The 18,891-nt window shown below is 63.2% G+C and carries 16 protein-coding genes, 1 tRNA gene and 1 pseudogene; 2 read left to right on the forward strand and 16 right to left on the reverse strand.

What is annotated here, in order from left to right; all coding sequences use genetic code 11:
- Nucleotides 1-3 precede the first annotated feature (3 nt).
- The 14 genes and pseudogenes from DBIPINDM_RS24355 to DBIPINDM_RS24420 all read right to left on the reverse strand — a co-directional run bounded on the left by DBIPINDM_RS24355 (nt 4) and on the right by DBIPINDM_RS24420 (nt 16,019).
- Nucleotides 4-1,221, reverse strand: a complete 1,218-nt coding sequence (locus DBIPINDM_RS24355; RefSeq protein ID WP_258581604.1) for an MFS transporter — start codon at nt 1,219-1,221, stop codon at nt 4-6.
- A 90-nt stretch (nt 1,222-1,311) separates the two neighbouring features.
- Entirely contained in the window at nt 1,312-1,629 is a 318-nt protein-coding gene (locus tag DBIPINDM_RS24360) for a Dabb family protein (protein WP_258581605.1), read from the reverse strand.
- Nucleotides 1,630-1,638: 9 nt separating this feature from the next.
- Nucleotides 1,639-3,267 (reverse strand): GMC family oxidoreductase, encoded by a 1,629-nt coding sequence (locus DBIPINDM_RS24365; protein ID WP_258581606.1) that lies wholly within the window; start codon nt 3,265-3,267, stop codon nt 1,639-1,641.
- A 12-nt stretch (nt 3,268-3,279) separates the two neighbouring features.
- The gene (locus DBIPINDM_RS24370) at nt 3,280-4,041 is read right to left on the reverse strand and encodes a 3-ketoacyl-ACP reductase (protein WP_258581607.1); all 762 of its coding nucleotides are present in this window, start codon (nt 4,039-4,041) and stop codon (nt 3,280-3,282) included.
- A complete protein-coding gene (locus DBIPINDM_RS24375; RefSeq protein WP_258581608.1) occupies nt 4,038-5,555 on the reverse strand; it encodes an FAD-dependent oxidoreductase in 1,518 nt (505 codons plus the stop codon). Before DBIPINDM_RS24375 ends, DBIPINDM_RS24370 begins: the two co-directional genes overlap by 4 nt.
- A 5-nt stretch (nt 5,556-5,560) precedes the next feature.
- Nucleotides 5,561-6,676, reverse strand: coding sequence for an ABC transporter ATP-binding protein (locus DBIPINDM_RS24380; RefSeq protein ID WP_258581609.1), 1,116 nt, complete (start codon nt 6,674-6,676; stop codon nt 5,561-5,563).
- Nucleotides 6,677-6,696: 20 nt separating this feature from the next.
- Complete coding sequence (locus DBIPINDM_RS24385) at nt 6,697-7,641, reverse strand: carbohydrate ABC transporter permease (RefSeq protein ID WP_258581610.1); 945 nt, start codon at nt 7,639-7,641, stop codon at nt 6,697-6,699.
- The gene (locus DBIPINDM_RS24390; RefSeq protein WP_258581611.1) at nt 7,638-8,588 is read right to left on the reverse strand and encodes a carbohydrate ABC transporter permease; all 951 of its coding nucleotides are present in this window, start codon (nt 8,586-8,588) and stop codon (nt 7,638-7,640) included. Before DBIPINDM_RS24390 ends, DBIPINDM_RS24385 begins: the two co-directional genes overlap by 4 nt.
- A 153-nt stretch (nt 8,589-8,741) precedes the next feature.
- Nucleotides 8,742-9,995: an ABC transporter substrate-binding protein gene (locus tag DBIPINDM_RS24395; RefSeq protein WP_258581612.1), complete on the reverse strand. Its 1,254-nt coding sequence runs from the start codon at nt 9,993-9,995 to the stop codon at nt 8,742-8,744.
- Nucleotides 9,996-10,053: 58 nt separating this feature from the next.
- Nucleotides 10,054-11,542, reverse strand: a pseudogene (locus DBIPINDM_RS24400) (aldehyde dehydrogenase family protein).
- Nucleotides 11,543-11,580: 38 nt separating this feature from the next.
- The gene (locus DBIPINDM_RS24405; RefSeq protein WP_258581613.1) at nt 11,581-12,357 is read right to left on the reverse strand and encodes an enoyl-CoA hydratase/isomerase family protein; all 777 of its coding nucleotides are present in this window, start codon (nt 12,355-12,357) and stop codon (nt 11,581-11,583) included.
- Nucleotides 12,350-13,900 carry an acyl CoA:acetate/3-ketoacid CoA transferase gene (locus tag DBIPINDM_RS24410; protein WP_416361788.1) on the reverse strand — a complete coding sequence of 517 codons (1,551 nt, stop codon included), beginning with the start codon at nt 13,898-13,900 and terminating at the stop codon, nt 12,350-12,352. Before DBIPINDM_RS24410 ends, DBIPINDM_RS24405 begins: the two co-directional genes overlap by 8 nt.
- Before the next feature lie 47 nt (nt 13,901-13,947).
- Nucleotides 13,948-14,913, reverse strand: coding sequence for a Gfo/Idh/MocA family protein (locus DBIPINDM_RS24415; RefSeq protein ID WP_258589330.1), 966 nt, complete (start codon nt 14,911-14,913; stop codon nt 13,948-13,950).
- 47 nt (nt 14,914-14,960) lie between these two features.
- Nucleotides 14,961-16,019, reverse strand: a complete 1,059-nt coding sequence (locus DBIPINDM_RS24420) for a LacI family DNA-binding transcriptional regulator (protein WP_258581615.1) — start codon at nt 16,017-16,019, stop codon at nt 14,961-14,963.
- 240 nt (nt 16,020-16,259) lie between these two features.
- Here DBIPINDM_RS24420 and DBIPINDM_RS24425 point away from each other — a divergent pair, with 240 nt between their 5' ends.
- A complete protein-coding gene (locus DBIPINDM_RS24425; RefSeq protein ID WP_258581616.1) occupies nt 16,260-17,414 on the forward strand; it encodes a dihydrodipicolinate synthase family protein in 1,155 nt (384 codons plus the stop codon).
- A 318-nt stretch (nt 17,415-17,732) separates the two neighbouring features.
- Nucleotides 17,733-17,939: a hypothetical protein gene (locus DBIPINDM_RS24430; protein WP_258581617.1), complete on the forward strand. Its 207-nt coding sequence runs from the start codon at nt 17,733-17,735 to the stop codon at nt 17,937-17,939.
- A 408-nt stretch (nt 17,940-18,347) separates the two neighbouring features.
- On the opposite strand, the gene DBIPINDM_RS24435 is transcribed toward DBIPINDM_RS24430, so the two are convergent.
- Nucleotides 18,348-18,422, reverse strand: a tRNA-Val gene (locus tag DBIPINDM_RS24435).
- A 105-nt stretch (nt 18,423-18,527) separates the two neighbouring features.
- Nucleotides 18,528-18,890, reverse strand: a complete 363-nt coding sequence (gene cpdR, locus DBIPINDM_RS24440; RefSeq protein ID WP_006199474.1) for a cell cycle two-component system response regulator CpdR — start codon at nt 18,888-18,890, stop codon at nt 18,528-18,530.
- Nucleotide 18,891: the final 1 nt, after the last annotated feature.

Raw genomic sequence — 18,891 nt, forward strand, 5'->3', positions numbered from 1 at the left:
CTCTCAACCCAAAACGGTCATCACTTGGCCGCGCCGTTCAGGACTGAAGCGGATGACGACGATGATGCAGACGGCGACCACGCCGGCAAAAAGCGCCAGCGCATAGCCGTAGCTGCCTCCGGCGCTTTCCGCGATCCCAGCCTGATAGGGCCCGCCATAGGACGCGGCGAGATTGCCGGCCTGATAGATGAAGCCGGGCAAGGTGGCGCGCACCGCGCCGGGTGACAGTTCATTGAGGTGCACTGGGATGACGCCCCAGGCGCCCTGGACCGCGATCTGCATGACAAAGGCACCGACGGCGAGCATGAAGGGCGTCGAGCTGTAGGCCCATAGCGGGATTGCTGGCAGAGCGATTATGCAGGCTAGCGTGATGGCGTTGACGCGGCCGATCTTCTCCGACAGCGCGCCGAACGTCAGGCCGCCGACGATGGCGCCGAGATTGGCGACGATGGTGATCCAGCTCACCGTATGCGGATCGAAGCCATGCTGCTTCTTCAGGAAGGTCGGATAGAGGTCCTGCGTGCCATGGCTGAAGAAGTTGAAGAACATCATCAGCACGACGGCATAGAGCGCGACGCCCCAATGCTTCTGCAGCGTTTCCAGCAGGCCAGGCCTGGGTGCCTTCTGCGCCTCGACGAAGGCGGGTGATTCCGGCACGTGCGAGCGGATGAAGAGCACGATCAGCGCCGGCACAAAGGAGAGCAGGAACATGGCGCGCCAGCCGACCGTGTAGCCGCCGATCGTCTGCTGATAGAGCAGGCCGTAGACCACCGCCGCCAGGAGGTAGCCGGCCGGGTAGCCGCATTGCAGGATGCCCGAGACAATGCCGCGCGCGCTCGGCGGGACGGATTCCATTGCGAGCGAACTGCCGAGCCCCCATTCGCCGCCCATGGCGATGCCGAACAGCGCGCGCAGGGCCAGGAAAATGCCGAGATTGGGCGAGAAGGCGGCGAGAGCGCCGATCACCGAATAGCTGACGATGTTGAGCATCAGGATGGGCTTGCGCCCATATTTGTCGGCGAGCATGCCAAAGAAAAACGCGCCGATGAAGCGCGTTGCCAAGGTCAGGAACAGTGCCTTGGAGACTGCCGGGACATCTGTGTGGAATTCACTGGCAATATCGGTGAGCAGGAATGTCAGAAGGAAGAAATCAAAAGCGTCGAGCGTCCAGCCCAGGAATGAGGCCAGAACGGTTTTCTTCTGCTCGGCAGTGAGATTCAAGACGTCCTCCTTTGGCTCCCCCAAAGGAACGATATGTCGCCCTGCTCGCAAAAGAGAACAGCGATCAGCCGGCTTTCGAAGAACCGACGGTCACTTTTTCGTAAGATCGAGGTCGAAGACCATCAATCCATCGGTGCTGCCTTCGAGCGCCGCGACCAGCCGGGCGCCGGCGCGCTGATGGGCCTCATGCACCAGATAGGCGTCGCGCGCTGCGGCATCGCGGAAATCGATGGTGAAGCCGTGTGTGAAGCCGCGCGCGAAGGGTTCAGGGCTGACATTGGCACTGAAGTTCACGGTGTCCATGCCTTCGACCACCTGCCGCAACGCCTCGAGATCGGCGTGGATCGCCGTTCGTTCGACGTCGGTGACATCGCTGCGGAAGCGGACGAAAACACAGTGCCTGATCATCTTTCGCTCCTAAGCAGCCCGGTTCCCGGAAAACACAGCCGGCGGCAGCGGCTCACGACCGAGGATCAGGTCGGCGCCCTTTTCACCGACCATGATGGTCGGTGCATTGGTGTTGGAGGAGGGTACGCGCGGCATCACCGAGGCATCGCAGACGCGCAAGGCTTCGATGCCGCGCAGCCGCAGGTCCGGGGTCACGACGGCCATCTCGTCATGGCCCATGCGGCAGGTGCCGACAGGATGGTGGTCGGTCTTGGAGGTGCGGCAGGCGTAGTCGAAGAGTTCGTCATCGGTTGCCAGCGATGGACCAGGCAGCACCTCGCGCAGCACGTAGGGGGCAAGCGCCTTCTGCCGCATGATCTCGCGCGCCAGCCGCAGCCCCTTGATCGACATGGCGCGGTCATAGGGATCGGACCAGTAGTTCGGATCGATCAGCGGATGGTCGGCCGGATCGGCGCTCTTCAGGCGCACCGTGCCGCGCGAGCGCGGCCGCAGGAAGGCCGAGTTCAAGGTGACGCCGGGATTGTTCAGCTTCTCGACGCCGGCCTCGATGCCGGAGCCCAGGCCGAGATGGAACTGGATGTCGGGCGAGGCGGCGGTCGGGTCTGCGTACCAGAAGCCGCCGGTCTCGAACAGGCTGGAGGCCACCGGTCCCTTCTTCAGCAAGAGATATTGCAGGCCGGCCCAGGCCGTTCGATGCAGCTTGGCGTAGTTGTCGTAAGTGTGATCGCCGGTGCACTCGGCGATGACGAACAAATCGAGATGGTCCTGCATGTTGGAGCCGACGCCGGGCAGGTCGTGCACCGGTGTGACGCCCACCGATTTCAGATGATCAGCTGGGCCGATGCCCGACTGCATCAGCAGTTTCGGCGAGCCGATGGCGCCGGACGAGACGATCACCTCGCGCTCGGCGCGCAGGATTTTTGTCTCACCGCCGGGTCTGTCGACGATTTCGACGCCGATGGCGCGGCCCTTTTCGACGACGATACGGGTCACCAGTACATCGGTCCTGATGGTCAGGTTCTTGCGGGCGCGGATCGGTCGGAGATAGGCGACCGAAGCGGAGGAGCGCCGGGCATCCTTCTGGGTCAGCTGGTAGTAGCCGACGCCTTCCTGGTTGGCGCCGTTGAAGTCCGGGTTGAAGGGAATGCCCATCTCCTGGCCGGCACGGAAATAGGCCTCGCAGATCGGCAGCGGCGAAATCGGGTTTGACACGCCGAGCGGTCCCTGGTCGCCATGAAAGTCGTTGGCATAGCGCTGGTTGTTCTCGGCGCGCTTGAAATAGGGCAGCACGTCGCGGTAGCCCCAGCCGGTCAGCCCCTCTTCCTTCTCCCACGCGTCATAGTCGCGGGCGTTGCCGCGCGTGTAGATCTGGGCGTTGATGGAGGAGCCGCCGCCGACCACCTTGGCCTGCGTGTACCAGAAGACGCGGTCCTTCATGTGCTTCTGCGGCACGGTCGACCAGCCCCAGGAAGCGATGCCCTTGGTCATCTTGGCAAAGCCCGCCGGCATATGGATGTAGGGGTGCCAGTCCTTGCCGCCGGCTTCCAGCAGCAGCACTGAATTCGAGGGATCGTCGCTCAGCCGGTTGGCCAGAACACAGCCGGCCGGACCGGCGCCCACGATGATGTAGTCGGTCATGACACTGTCCACTTACAGTCGCGGCACGGAGAGCGCGCCGTCGACATTGATGATCGAGCCGGTCGAAAAGCCGAGCTTGCCGGCGGCTAGCGTCGCCACCACCGCGCCGATGTCGGATGCCTCACCCCAGCGTTTGGCCGGCACCAACCCGCTATCGATCAAAGCATCGTATTTGGCGGTCACGCCTGCCGTCATATCGGTGCGGATGATGCCGGGCCGTACTTCGAAGACGCCGATGTTTTCCGGGGCGAGCCGCAGTGCCAGGTTCTTCACCCACATCGAAAGCCCTGCCTTCGAGACGCAGTATTCGGAGCGCTCCGGCGAGGCCATCTCGGCGCTGACCGAGGTGACGGTGATGATCGATCTTGTGTGGTCGCCAGGGGTGGCCAGCATCGCCTTGGCGACGGCCTGGCTGAGGAAGACGGTGCCACGCAGATTGATGCTGATTGCGTGGTCGAAATTCTCGGGCTTGAGCTCCAGCAGGTCGCCGCGCACGACGGCGCCGACGCCGGCATTGTTGACGAGACAGTCGATGCGGCCGAAGGCGCGGATGGCGGTATCGACAAGTGCGGCGTGGCTGTCGAGATCGGCGATGTCACAGCTGCTATAGGCGAATTTCGCGCCACGCGCTGTGATGTTGGCGGCGAGCCCATCTGGCGCCTGTTCGACAAGGTCGGCGACCAGAATGTCGAAGCCGGCATCGGTCAATGCCTCCGCGCAAGCCAGCCCAATGCCGCGTGCGCCGCCGGTGACGATGGCCGCGGGGCGGGTCATGCGGCAAGCTCCACCTTGCGGATATGGTCCGCCACGCGAAGCGCTTGCGCGGCGATCGACAGCGCGGGATTTACGGCAGCCGAGTTCGGCAAAAAACTGCCGTCGACGACGAACAGATTCTGGTGGTCGAACGAGCGGCAGAAGGGATCGAGCGGCGCGGTGGCCGGATCATCGCCCATCTTCACCGTGCCGCACTGGTGCGACGGCGTGCGCTTGTCGAAGGGCCGCGACAGCACGAGGGGATAACCGCAGGCGCGGAAGTTTTCGCGCATCACCTTGGTCAACCCGTCGAGCGACTGCATGTTGGAGCGTCGCCACTGCATGACGATGTCCTTGCCGTCGACCATGATGCGGCTTTCGGGGTCGGGCAGGTCCTCGCACATCAGGTACCAGTCGACGGCATGGCCGGCCATGAAATCGAGCGCGAATCTCGGCACGTATTTCACATTGGCCCTCAGCATGTTGCCGTCGATCTTGCCGAGCAGTTGGACGTTGCCGAGCGGTTTGCCGCCCTTGCCGTCGGTGAGATAATAGTCGTTCAGCATCAGCGTCTTCTGGTAGACGGCATCGTTCCTGCGGCGTGGATCGATAGCCAGCATGGCGCTGGAATTGTGGTTCATGAAATTGCGACCGACCTGGTCGGAGCGGTTGGCGAGGCCCTTGCCGCCTCCCTTGCCATTGGCGGCTGAAGGCGAGCGCAGCAGGATGACGGCCGAATTGACGGCGCCGGCGGAGAGGATGACCAGCTTCGGCGAGACTTTCTTCGCCTCGCCGTTCTGCCGGTAGTGGATGGCTGATATGGTTTTGCCGTCGGGCGATGCCTCCAAGTACTCGACATAGCAGCCGGTTTCGAGCTGGATGTTGCTGTCCTTGAGCGCTGCCGTCAGCGGTCCTGTCTGCGCGTCGACCTTACCCTGACCGGTGTTCGGGAAAGCATCCCAGCCGGTTTTTCCCTCCTTCAGCCACGTGTCGATGTCGACGCCGAGCGGCAGCGAGGCCGGATGCAGGCCGAGGCCCTTGAGCTCGGCGCGCGCGCGCGCGATCGGCGCCTCGTCGGGTACTGGCTTGAAGGCATAGGGGATCGAGTGGAAGGGTTCGGTCGGATCCTCGCCCAGCGTGCCGCGCACGCGAAACAGCTGCTCGGCTCTGGAATACCAAGGCTCGAACTCATCATAGGAAAAGGGCCATGCCGGCGAAACGCCGCCAAAGTGTTCCATGGCCGAAAAGTCTTCCTTGCGGTAACGGATCAGCACCGCGCCGTAGAATTTCGAATTGCCGCCGACATAGTAGTAATTGCCGGGGTTGAAGGCGGCACCGCCGGCCTCGCGCCACATCTCCTTTGGCCGGTAGTGACCATCGACGAAGATGGAGCGCGTGTTGCGCGCATGCGGCGTTGCTGGCAGGGGCTCGCCGCGCTCCAGCATCAGGATCGAGGCGCCGCTGCCGGCCAGACCGGAGGCGATCGTGGCGCCGCCGATGCCGGAGCCGATGATGACGATGTCCGGATTTGTCATAGCCGTCAGCGAATGCGGTTCTCGGTCGCCGGATCGAAGAACACCGCCTTGGTCAGGTTGAAGGCGAGCGGCGTGCTGGTGCCCGGCTGGATGTTGGCGTCGGCGCGCAGCCGCGCCACAACGGGCTTGCCGCCGAGATTGGTGACCGCGAAGGTATCGGATCCCGCCGGCTCGACCACTTCGATATGCAGGTCGGCGGTGGCGATGTTCGAGGCGTTGCGTTCGGCACCCTCCGGGTCGGTCAGCGCTTCCGGCCGCACGCCGAAGATGATCGGCTTGCCCTGGAATGCCGAGAGACCCGCTGGCGCATTGGCCATCGGCAGCGTGATCGGCTCGCGCGCCTCGCGCTGCAGCACGACGGACAGCGCATTGCCAGAGGTGGCGATGGTGGCCGGGATCAGGTTCATGGCCGGCGAGCCCATGAAGTCGGCGACGAACAGGTTGGTGGGGTTGTTGTAGATCTCGGCCGGGGTGCCGAACTGCTGCACCTCGCCGTCGCGCATGACGGCGATCTTGGTGGCCAGCGTCATCGCCTCGATCTGGTCGTGGGTGACGTAGACGATTGTTGTGCCTGTCGTGGCGTGCAGGCGCTTGATCTCGATGCGCATGTCGACGCGCAGCTTGGCGTCGAGGTTGGACAGCGGTTCGTCGAACAGGAACAGTTTGGGGTCGCGCACCAGCGCCCGGCCCATGGCGACGCGCTGGCGCTGGCCGCCGGAGAGCTGGCTCGGCTTGCGCTGCAGCAAGTGGCCGATCTGCAGGACCTTCGCCACCTTGTCGATCGCCTTCTGGCGCTCGTCCGCCGGCACACCGCGCATCTCCATGCCGAAGGAGATGTTCCCGGCGACCGTCATGTTCGGGTAGAGCGCATAGCTCTGGAACACCATGGCAATGTCGCGCTTCGAAGGATGCAGATCGTTGATGGCGCGGCCGTCGACGCGGATCTCGCCATCGGTAATCTGCTCCAGCCCGGCGATGGTGTTGAGCAGAGTGGACTTGCCGCAGCCAGACGGGCCGACCAGCACCAGGAAGCCGCCCTTTTCGAGCTCGACATCGATGCCCTTCAGGATCTCAACATTCCCGAAGCGCTTCTTCAGCCCATCAATTTCCAGAAAAGCCATGGTCGTTCCTTCTGAATTGGTCAGCCTTTGACCGCGCCAGCCATCAGCCCGCGCACGAAATAGCGGCCGGCGACGACATAGACGATCAGAGTGGGCAGAGCCGCGATCATCGCGGCCGCCATGTTGACGTTGTATTCGACGACGCCGGTCGAGGTGTTGACGACGTTGTTGAGCGCCACCGTCATCGGCATGGCGTCGCCGGTGCCGGCATAGGCGGAGGCGAACAGGAAGTCGTTCCAGATGTTGGTGAACTGGTAGATCACGGTGACGACGAAGATCGGCATTGAGTTCGGCAGCATGATGCGGCGGAAGATCTGGAAGAAGGAGGCGCCGTCGACCTGTGCGGCCTTGATCAGCTCGGTCGGGAAGGCCTCGTAATAGTTGCGGAAGAACAGCGTGGTGAAGCCGATGCCGTAGACGACGTGGACGAAGACGAGATTGACCGTTGAATTGCCGAGACCGAAGCTTGTTCCGACCGAGTTCTGCAGCGTCACGCCGAAACGGCCGACGCTGCCGAGGATCGTCGCCATCGGCAGCAGCACCGACTGGAACGGGATGAAGCAGGCAAACAGCATCAGGCCGAACACCAGCGTTGCGCCGCGAAAGCGCCATTTGGTCAGCACGTAGCCGTTGAGCGCGCCGAGCATGGTCGAGATCAGAACGGCGGGAACCACCATCTTGATGGAGTTCCAGAAATAACCCTTGATGCCGGCGCAGGTGAGGCCGACGCAGGTCTCGCCCCAGGCCTTCAGCCACGGGTCGAAGGTCGGCGCCTTGGGCAGTGCCAGCATGTTGCCGTTCTGGATCTCGTCCATGGTCTTGAACGAGGTGACCAGCATGACGAACAGCGGCATGAGGTAGAACAGCGCAAACAGCGCTAAGAGCCCATAGATGACGACGCGGTTGACGATCCTGGTGTTGACGCCGCCGGAGGCCTGGCGGGCAGGGGTGGCGACGGCGCTCATCGCGGCTTCTCCCGCAGTTCCGAATAGAGATAGGGCACGATGATGGCGACGATGGTCATCAGCATGATCACCGCACTGGCCGAGCCGACGGCCATCTCGTTGCGCTTGAACGTGTACTCGTACATGAAGTTGGATGGCAGCCAGGCCGAGCCGCCCGGCCCGCCGCTGGTCAGCGCCACGACAAGGTCATAGGACTTGATGGCGAGGTGCGCGAGCACGATGAAGGCTGACAGGAAGATTGGCCGCAGCAGTGGAATGACGATGCGGCGATAGAGCTGGAAGGTGGTGGCGCCATCGATCTGCGCCGCCTTCATGATCTCGCCGTCAATACCGCGCAGGCCGGCCAGGAACATCGCCATGATGAAGCCGGAGGCCTGCCAGACGCCGGCTATGACCACCGTGTAGATGACGAAGTCCTTGTTCTTGATCCAGTCGAAATGGAAGCTCGTCCAGCCCCATTGGTGCAGCGTCTGTTCGAGGCCGAGACCGGGATCAAGGAACCATTTCCAGGCGACGCCGGTGACGATGAAGGACAGCGCCATGGGATAGAGGTAGATCGGGCGCAGCACGCCTTCGCCGCGGATCTTCTGGTCGAGCAGGATGGCCAGGAACAGGCCGAGCGCCAGGCAGATGGCGATGTAGAGAAAGCCGAAAATGCCCATATTGGTGATCGACGTGTACCAGCTCGAGGGCGGGTCGGTGTCGAAGGTCCAGCCCCACAGCCGCTGATAGGCGCGTGAGCCGGTGATGACATAGGACGGGAAGGTCTTGGAATTGGTGAAGGACAGATAGATCGTCCACAGGATGAAGCCGTAGACGAAGACGATGGTGATGGCGAAGCTCGGCGCCAGCACGATCTTCGGCAACGCGTCTTGCAGGCGTGAGCGCACAGAGGGGCGTGACCGCTCCGGCGTCAGCTTGATCTGGCTTGTTGCTACAGTGCTCATGAGCTCCTCCCGTTTCGGGTCGTCCGTGCTCTGCCTCAGGCGGCAAGGCGGCCCGTGCATACGGGTCTTTGGTCGGCAGGTGTCGGAGGCCGGCCAATCGTTGAGATAAAACCTCCCCCGCCGAAGCGGGGAAGGTGTTTTCAGGCTTGACGCTTACTTGGCGTCGTCGATCGCCTTGACCAGCTCGGTCACGGCTTCGTCCGAGGTCTTGATCTGACCATGGACGAACTTCGAGACGACATCCTTGTAGGCATTGGCGACCGCCGGAGGCGCGCCATAGCCCTGGGCCAAGGAGCCGAACAGCGTGCCGCCGTCGTTGGCCTTCTTCAGGTCGGCGATGCCCTTCTTGCCGCAAGCGTCGAAGTCGGTGTCCGGAACGTCGGTACGGGCCGGAACCGAACCCTTGACGACGTTGAAGGCCGACTGGAAGCTCTTCGACAGGGTGGCGGTGGCCAGTGCGACCTGGGCGCCCTTGCGGTCGTCCGGAACGTTGAACATGCCGAACATGTCGGAGTTGTAGATCACGGAGCCGTCAGTGCCCGGGAAGCGATAGCACAGGAAGTCCGTGCCCGGGGTCTTCTTGGCGGCGTGGAACTCACCCTTGGCCCAGTCACCCATGACCTGCACCAGGGCATCGCCCTTGATGACCATGGCGGTGGCAAGGTTCCAGTCGCGGCCCGAGAAGTTCGGGTCGACATAGGTGACGAGCTTGGCGAGGTTGTCGAACGACTTCTTCATCGTGTCGGACTTGAGCGACGCGTCGTCGAGGTCGTTGAAGGCCTTCTTGTAGAACTCAGGTCCGCCGGTCGACAGCACGACCGAGTCGAACATGGTGGCTTCCTGCCAGTTCTGGCCGCCGAGAGCGAGCGGGATCACGCCTGCCGCCTTGGCCTTGTCGAGCAGGGCAACGAAGTCGTCGAAGGTCTTCGGCTCGGTGCCGCCGATCTTGTCCATGACGGCCTTGTTGATCCACAGCCAGTTGACCGAGTGGACGTTGACCGGAGCCGCGACCCACTTGCCTTCATAGACCGAGAATTTCTGCAGGGCCGCCGGAACCGACTTGTCCCAACCTTCCTTCTTCGCCGTCTCGGTCAGGTCGCCCATCACGCCGGCCGCCGCATAGTCGAGCACGGTGTAGCCGAGCATCTGCGAGGCGGTCGGATAGTTGCCGGCCGCGACCATCGCCTTCAGCGCGGTCATGGCGGCGTCGCCGCCACCGCCGGCCACCGGCACGTCCTTCCAGGCATAGCCTTCCTTGGCCAGATCGCCCTTGAGGACGTTGAGGGCAGCCGCTTCGCCGCCCGATGTCCACCAATGCAGCATCTGCACTTCCTTGACGTCCGCGGCATGCGCCGAGAACGCAAAGCTCGTCGCGAGAGCCGTTCCGATAAGCAGTTTGCGCAACATGTACTTCCTCCCTTGTTGCATTACACGACCGGTGGAAGCCCACCGGGTTCTTCCAAACTCAGCCGACCCACCATCCGGTGCGCTGGCCGCGATGAAACTGGATTGTCTTTTCCTCGGTATAATCCTCGACGGCGCGCTTGCCGAGTTCGCGTCCGAGACCGGACTGCTTGTAGCCTCCGAAAGGCAGCTCAGGATAACCTTCCATGAATGTGTTCACCCAAACCGTCCCCGAACGCACCCCACGCGCCACCGACATGCAAGTGTCGATGCTGGCGCTCCACACGCCTGCAGACAGACCATAGGGCGTGTTGTTGGCGATGTGCAACGCCTTTTCAATCGTTTCAAAAGTCAGCACGGAGAGCACCGGTCCGAACACTTCCTCCCGTGCGATGGCCATATCCTCGGTGACACCACGGATGATGGTGGGGTTCGAGGTATTGGCCGGCATTGGAGGCCAGTTGCTTGCCGCCACTGAAGACGTTGCTGCCTTCGCCTGCCGCTGCCGTAACGTAACCCGTCACCTTGGCCAGATGGTCGGACGAGATCATCGCGCCGACCTTGGTGCGATCATCCAGCGGATCTCCCACAGTCACTTTCGACGTAAGTGCCTTCACGGCGGCCAGAAAATCGTCGGCGATCGCCTCGTGCACGATCAGCCGGCTGCCGGCATTGCAGCATTCGCCGGCATTGAAGAAGCCGCCGAACACCGCCGCGTCGGCGGCTGCGTCGAGATCGGCATCGGGGAAGACGATCTGGCCGTTCTTGCCGCCGAGCTCCATCGAGACCTTCTTCAGCGACTGCGCGGCGGAAGCCATGGTCATCTTGCCGACGCGGGTCGAGCCGGTGAACGACACCATCTCGACCAGGGGATGGCTGACCATCGGCGCGCCGACATTGCCGCCGAGACCGGCAAGGATGTTGACGACGCCGGCAGGCAGGCCGGCCTCCAGCAGAATGTCGCCCAGCACAAAGGTCGAGGCCGAGGTCATCTCGCTCGGCTTGACCACCGCCGTGCAGCCCGCGGCGAGCGCGAAAGGCAGTTTCTGGCTGACGATGAGAAACGGGAAATTCCATGGCGTGATGATCGAGACGACACCGATCGGCTCACGCACGACCACGCCCAGCATGGCGTCGCCAAGATTGGCGTAGCTCTCGCCATGCAGCGTGCGGGCGAGCGCGGCGGCATAGCGCCAGATGTCGACGGCGCCGCCGATCTCGCCGCGCGCCTGGGCGATCGGTTTGCCGGATTCCAGCGCATCGAGCCGGGCGATGTCTTCCAGCCGCGCCTCGATCAGGTCGGCCGTCTTGAGCAGGATCGCGGCGCGTTCCGAGGCTTTCATGCGCGGCCATGGGCCGGTCTCGAACGCTTTGTGCGCGGCCTGCACCGCGGCTTCCACTTCGGCCTCGCCGGCCTGCGCATAGCGCGAAACGGTGAAGCCGTGGCCAGGGCTCTTGCGTTCCAGCGTGCGGCCGTCGCGGGCATCGACATGCTTGCCGTCGATCAGCAGCCGATAGGTTTTTGGCGCGGCTGCCGCCTCGGCGGGCATGGCGATGTTGAGAGGTGCGTTCATCAGGCTTGTTTTCTCTAGGTTCTTGAAAATGCTGGCTTCTGCTTGGTCTTGAAAGCGCCGACACCGGCCTTGAGGTCGCCGGTGAGCGCGATGAAGCCGCTGGCCAGTGCTTCGGTCGCGGCGGCACTTTCCTCGCCTTCGGCCACCGCTATCATCAGCTTGGCCGCTTCCGTCGCCAGCGGGCCACGCTCGGCGATCTTTTCAGCCCAGGCCTTGGCCTCGGCAAGCGCCTTTCCGGCTTCGACCACCCGGTCGACGACGCCCAGGGCCAGCGCTTCGGGGGCGAGCAGAATCTCACCACCCAGCGCCATGCGCCGCACGGTCTGCGCGCCGAAGCGGCCCACCGCGCGTTGCGTGCCGGACCAGCCGGGGACGACGCCGATAGAGGTTTCGGGGAAGCCGAGCTTGACGTGTGTTTCCGCGACGCGGAAATCGCAGGCGACCGCCAGTTCCAGCCCGCCGCCCAGCGCGTGGCCCGAGAGCACGGCGATGGTCGGTTGCCTGAGCCGCGCCAGCCGGTCGAAGACACGATGGCCGTAGCGCACCCATTGCACCTGGAAATCGGCCGCGCTCATTTGCGCCCACGCTTCGACATCGCCGCCGGCGCAAAAGCCCTTGCCTTCGCCGGTGAGCAACACGACGCGGACGCCGTCGGCCATTTCCGCTTCGTCGAGCGCGGCTTCGAGAGCGCGCAGCATGGGAATATCAAGCGCGTTGAATTTCTCCGGCCGGCGCAGCGTGACGGTGCCGATGGCGCCATCCCTTTTGAAGGTCACGAGGCGCTCAGCCATGCGCGCCTCCGAGCGAGGCGCCGCCATTGAGCGACAGGCCGATCGGCTGGTCCTGATAGAGCGCCGCCGGCGTCACTTTGAGATCGTTGGCGATGCCAAGTGGAATTTCGGACTGCGCCAGCACGTCGCGCTCGAGGTCGATGCCCGGCGCCAGTTCGGTCACCATCAGCCCATCAGGCGTCAGCTTCATCACGCAGCGCTCGGTGACATAGGTGATGTCCTGCCCTTGGGCGACCGCGCGCTTGCCGGAGAAGGAGATATGCTCGACCTCGTTGACCACCTTCTTGACCTTGCCCTCCTGGTCGATGCGGATGCCGCCAGCGGCCAGCGAGAGCTTGGCGCCAGCATTGAAGAAGCCGGAGAAGACGATCTTCTTCGCCCGCGCGGTGATGTCGACAAAGCCGCCGGCGCCGGCGGTGACATGCGGCCGTGCCGACAGCTTCGAGACGTTGACCGAGCCGTGGCGGTCGATCTGCAGGAAGGACAACAGCGAGGCGTCGAAGCCGCCGGCCTGGAAATAGATGAACTGGTGCGGCGACGGCATGAAGGCGTCGGCGTTGGACGAGCAGCCGAACTTGAAGTCGAGCAGCGGCACGCCGCCGACCGCCCCCTGTTCGATCACCCAGGTGACCTTGCCGTGCTGGCCTTCTTCGAGAAGGATGCGCGGCACATTGGCCGAGATGCCGAAGCCGATGTTGACGGCCATGCCGTCGCGCAGTTCCATGGCAACGCGGCGCGCGATCACCTTCTGCACGTTCATCTCGGCATTGCGGAAGGTCGACAGCGGCCGGAAGATCTCGCCCGAAATCGCCGGGTCGTAAGGCGTCAGCGTCGTCTGCAACTGGTCGGGCGCGACGACAATGTGGTCGACAAGCACGCCCGGCACCCGCACATCATGCGGCTTCAGCGTGCCATTCTCGACGACGCGCTTGACCTGCGCGATGACGACGCCGCCATTGTTGCGGGCGGCGAGCGCCTGTTCGAGGCCGCCGAGATAGGCGCCCTCATGCTCATAGGTGAGGTTGCCGCGCTCGTCGGCCGTGGTGGCGCGGATGATCGAGACCTGCGGCACGATCGAGCGGAAATAGAGCCATTCCTCGCCGTCGAACTGCTGCACCGATACGATCGGCTCGCTGGCGGCGGCGTTCATGGCGCAGCCCTGATGGCGGGGGTCGGCAAAGGTGTCGAGGCCAACCTTGGTCAGCACGCCCGGCCGCTTGGCGGCGGCTTCGCGGTGCATGTCGAACAGGATGCCGGACGGCACGTTATAGGCGGCAACCGAATTGTCGCCGATCATCTTCCAGATCTGCGGCGGCTCGGATGAGGAGGGACCGGACGGATAGGAGCCGCACAGCGTGCGCTTCAACAGGCCGGGCTTTGCCAGATGGTCGATGCCCTTGATGCCATACATGTCGCCGGCGGCGATCGGGTGCAGCGTGGTGATATCCTTCGGATGGCCTTCCGTATCGAAGCGCTCGCCGATGGCGGCCAGCACCGCGTCGGGGCAGCCAAGGCCGCTCGACGAGGATACGGAAACGGTCATGCCGTCCTTGATCAGGCCGGCTGCCTGTGCCGCTGAAACGACCTTGCTCACATCATGCTCCCGAGTTTCGGGTCTATTTTGACGGCCTTGCCTGAGCTTGCCGATTGAAGTGCCGCCTCGGCTGAGGCCAGCGACCAGATGCCGTCCTCGCCGGTGGCGGCAGGCTCGCCCTTGCCGAGGATCGCGGCGTGGAATTGACGCACGGATCTGACGTAGAGATCCTCGCGGTCGAAGCTCAATTGCTCCTCACCCCCAGCCATGCGCAACAGCACCGAGCCGTCCGGCTTCTGGGTCATCACATCGCTGGCGATCAGCGAGCCTTCCGAACCATGCACCTCAAAGCCGGTGCCGGCGAATTTGGTGGTGAAGCCCTCATGCGACTGGGCGATGAGGCCCGACTTGAAGCGCCAGATGCACATGGCGCCGTCCTCCAGCCCACTGCCGGCCATGCCAGCCGATTGCGTGAAGGCCGAGACCTCGACTGGATCGTCGCCAAGCACGAAGCGCAGCGTGTCGGCATCGTGTACGGTGATGTCGAGCACGACACCACCGCCGGCTTCCGGCTTGGTGATACGCCAGCCCTGCAGAGTCTCGGGCAGATAGACGGAATGGAAGACGCGTGCGGCGATCGGCTTGCCGATACGCCCCGTTGCGATCGCCTCACGCATGGCGCGATGCGCGCCGGCATTGCGCAGATGATGGTTGGTGCCGAGCACGATGCCCGCGGCCTTGGCCGCAGTGACCATCTTGCGCGCGTCGGCGCTGGTCAGCGCCAGGGGTTTCTCGCACAGCACATGCTTTCCCGCCTTGATGGCAGCAAGCGCCTGTTCGAGATGCAGTTCGTTGGTGGTCGAAATGTAGACCGCGTCGATATCCACATTGAGCAAAGCATCGAGCGTCGAGACGGCGAGCGGAATGCCGTTTTCTCCGGCATAGGCTTTCGCGCGTTCCGGATTGGAACTCATCACCGCGGCGATCTCGCCACCCTCTTGCGCACGAATGGCATTGATCATGAATTGCCTGGCGATCGTGCTGGCGCCGATCAGCCCCCATTTGACACTCACGCGGCGCCTCCCGTTCCCGTAGGCCTGTTTCGCGAACGGCGATCCGGACCGCAGCTTTCCCTGACCACGAGATTGACCGCGCCGATATGGTCTTCGGCACGCGTGGTGCGCGACTGGATCATTTTCAGCATGACATGGGCGGCGCGTTCGCCAAGGCCCGCGGAGTCCACCGCGACGCTGGTCAAAGCCGGCATGTAATGCTCGGCTTCGGCGACGTCGTCGAAACCGACGATGGCGAAATCCGCACCGGGCTCAAGCCGACGCTTGCGCAACGCCAGCATGGCGCCGAAGGCCACAGCGTCGTTGAAGCAGAGGGCAGCGGTTGGCGGTTCAGCCATCGCCAGAGCCGTTTCCAGGCACGCGATACCACCTCTGCGGCTGGTCTCCCCCTCGATGACGAGCGTGTCGCGCGCGGCGATGCCTTGCGTCTCGCAGGCTTCGCGAAATCCGCCAAGGCGCTCGTGATAGACCACCAGATCGGACGAGCCGCCGAAGAAGACGAGCCGGCGATGTCCCTTGCCGATCAGATGAGCAGTGGCGAGATAGGCGCCGCGATGATTGTCGGGCGCAATCACCGGGATGCGGCTTTCAGGCAGGCGGCGCATGGCGAAGACCACCGGCAAGCCCGCCATCTCCAGGCGGCGGAAGGCGCCTGGCGTGGTGCCGCGCGCCGGTGACACGATGAGCCCGGCAACGCCTTGCTCCATCAGCGACTTCAGCACCTCTTCCTGGCGCACCGGATTCTCCGCCGTGTTGGCGATGAACGGCACGATGCCGGCCGACTGGAAGACGCGCTCCATGCCGACCGCCAGTTCGGCGAAGAAGGGATTGGTGAGGTCGTTGATGACCATGCCGATGACGTTGGAATGGGCCTTGCGCAAATTGGCGGCGCCGCGGTTGTAGACATAGCCGACATCCTCGATCGCCTTGCGTACCTTGACCGCAGTCTCAGGCCGGATCAGCCCGCTGCCCTGGAGCACGAGCGATACCGTCGATTTGGACACGCCCGCCTCACGGGCAATGTCGAATATCGTCGCCTTGGCCCGGCTGGCCATCCCGATGCATCCTCCCGATTTTCTCGATCAAATTTATTGGAACGTTCTAATCATTGGTTCAATCTTGAGTCAACCGTGATTTTTTCTCAGTCTGAAAAACCGATTGTACGTACTCAAATGGCTTGGCTTGCAAGGCTTTCTGTGTTGCGACGCAGCATTCGTCCGATAGTTCATTCCGAATCCGAAGGTTCTTGATTTATTGGAACGTTCCATTTATAGGCGCTGCGAAGGGAGAGATCGATGGACATTGCCTTGCCTGGTGAGGGTGGCCGCAGCACCCGTTACACGCTTGTCGGACAACCGGTGCAGCCTGACATCGGTGCGCGGTTTTCGCGCATCGCCTATGCCGCCGCGCATGTCGTTGCCGATCCCCATGAAATGACCGATCCATGGTCGCGGCCCGTGGTCGACTGGGACAGGACGATGGCGTTCCGCCATCATTTGTGGCGGCTGGGCTTCCGCATCGCCGAGGCGATGGACACGTCGCAGCGCGGCATGGGTTTCGACTGGGCCAATGCGAAGGAATTGATCCGCCGTTCGATCGCCGAGGCGCGAACGGTTCCGGGCGCCGATCTTGCCTCGGGTGCGGGAACCGACCATCTGGCGCCGGCGTCGGCCAGGACACTGCACGATGTGATTGCCGCCTATGAGGAGCAGTTCGCTTTCATCGAAGGGCAGGGCGGCAAGGCGATCATGATGGCCAGCCGCGCACTGGCGGCTGTGGCGAAGGGTCCGGACGACTACGCCGCAGTCTATGACCGGATCGTCAGCCAGGCCTCCGGCAAGGTCATCCTGCACTGGTTGGGCGACATGTTCGACCCGGCCTTGAAGGGCTATTGGGGCAGCGGCGATTTCGAGACAGCGCTCGATACGGTGGTCGCCATCATCGAGCGCCACGTGAACAAGGTCGAAGGCATAAAGATATCGCTGCTCGATGCCGGCAAGGAGGTCGCGCTCCGCAACCGGCTGCCGGACGGCGTCGTGATGTTTACCGGCGACGACTTCAACTATCCCGAACTGATCGCCGGAGACGGCAACAGGCATTCGCACGCGCTGCTTGGCATTTTCGACGCCATCGCGCCGGTCGCCAACGCCGCCCTGGCAAGGCTCGCCGCGGGCGATCAGGCCGGCTATGACGCGCTGATGGCGCCGACGGTGCCGCTATCGCGCAAAATCTTCGAGGCGCCGACCGAATATTACAAGGCCGGCATCGTCTTCATGGCCTGGCTGAACGGCCATCAGGACCACTTTACGATGGTCGGCGGCATGCAGTCGGCGCGCGGCATCCGCCACTACGCCGAGATCTTTCGCCTTGCCGACCAGGCAGGCCTGCTGGCCGATCCCGACCTTGCCATATCGCGGATGAAGAGCCTGGGCGCCGTCGCGGGCGTCTGAGTCGAACCAAATCAGGCCAGAAGAATCCCCGTGAGGGGGATTTGCGGAAAGCGCCGGTTGTCCTGATCCGACAGCGAGTGCATCGACGACATTTATGCCGATCCGCATGAACGCAAAGCCCGTTTCTCCTTGGGAGGTGCAGGAGACGCAGCCCTGCGAGATCTACAATCTTGGCGCCCAGAGCCACGTCCGCGGCTCGCCGCGGCGGCGTGTATCATTTTAATACAATCCCCAATTGGTAGACTCGCGCGAAACACCGGCAGTTAATTCCTCCCGTCAGGCCAAAAGGAGGGAAAGGCCGCGGACCGGGAGGAAACGATGTCTGTGCAAAAGGAAGACTATCGAACGAACAAAGCCGATTATGTGATTGCTGCGACGTATGGCCGAATTATTGCAGATGATGGCGACCGCCATGAGCTGCTCGCAAATGAGAAGTTCCTGCGGCTAAGAGATCGGCGATTCGCCAAATTGGCCGCAAACCCGGCGGAAAGCTCGCCAGGATGGAAAGCCAGACCGCGCGGTTAGCGCCGGCCACTCGTTTTAGCGAGTTGAACGCATGGAAAAGCCCCGCCGACCGGGAGTCAAGCGGGGCTTTCTGGACAGGCTTTTGGGATGTCCAACGATCCGAGAGGATCGGCTTCAATCTAGAGTCCCCTTTGATCCAGCGCATCGGCCGAATAGATGAAAGGACCCGTCGGCTGGCGCATGGAGTCGGTATCGCGTCAGTCCGGTCGGCGTGGGAACTGGCAGCCGATAGTGGGTGACTTGATCCGGTCATTGCGAGGCAGGCGGCGATCACGCCGCACTTTCTGCGCTACGGCGCGACGTGGGATGATCTTCAACGGCGTCCGTATCTGGAGGCGACCGGCGCATCCGATGTGTCGGCAAACCGCCCGGCTTTTTATGCCAAACGGTAGAGGTTCTTTGAAAGGATGGTGGGCGTGACAGGGATTGAACCTGTGACCCCTGCAATGTCAATGCAGTGCTCTCCCGCTGAGCTACACGCCCATCCGAAGCCGCGCATACACCATTTTTGGTCCGGCGCGTCAATAGCGAGAAAAAGGAAAGAAGGCGTCGTCTCGCCGCAGCGGCGATGCCTCAGTGGAAGACGGCTCAGGCCGCCTGCAGCATCTTCTCGACCTCGTTGACGAGATCGCGCAGGTGGAAGGGCTTCGACAGCACCTTGGCGTCTTTCGGCGCCTTGGAATCCGGGTTCAGCGCAACGGCGGCGAAACCGGTGATGAACATGACCTTGAGGTCGGGATCGATCTCGGTGGCGCGACGCGCCAGTTCGATGCCGTCCATCTCCGGCATGACGATGTCGGTCAACAGCAGCGAGAACGGTTCCTCGCGTAGCCGCTCATAGGCGCTGGCGCCATTGTCGAAATCGCTGACCTGATAACCGGCGCGTTCCAGCGCCTTGACGAGGAACCGACGCATATCGTCGTCGTCTTCCGCCAGAAGAATGCGTGCCATG

It is taken from the genome of Mesorhizobium sp. AR02 (assembly GCF_024746835.1).
Classification (GTDB): Bacteria; Pseudomonadota; Alphaproteobacteria; order Rhizobiales; family Rhizobiaceae; genus Mesorhizobium.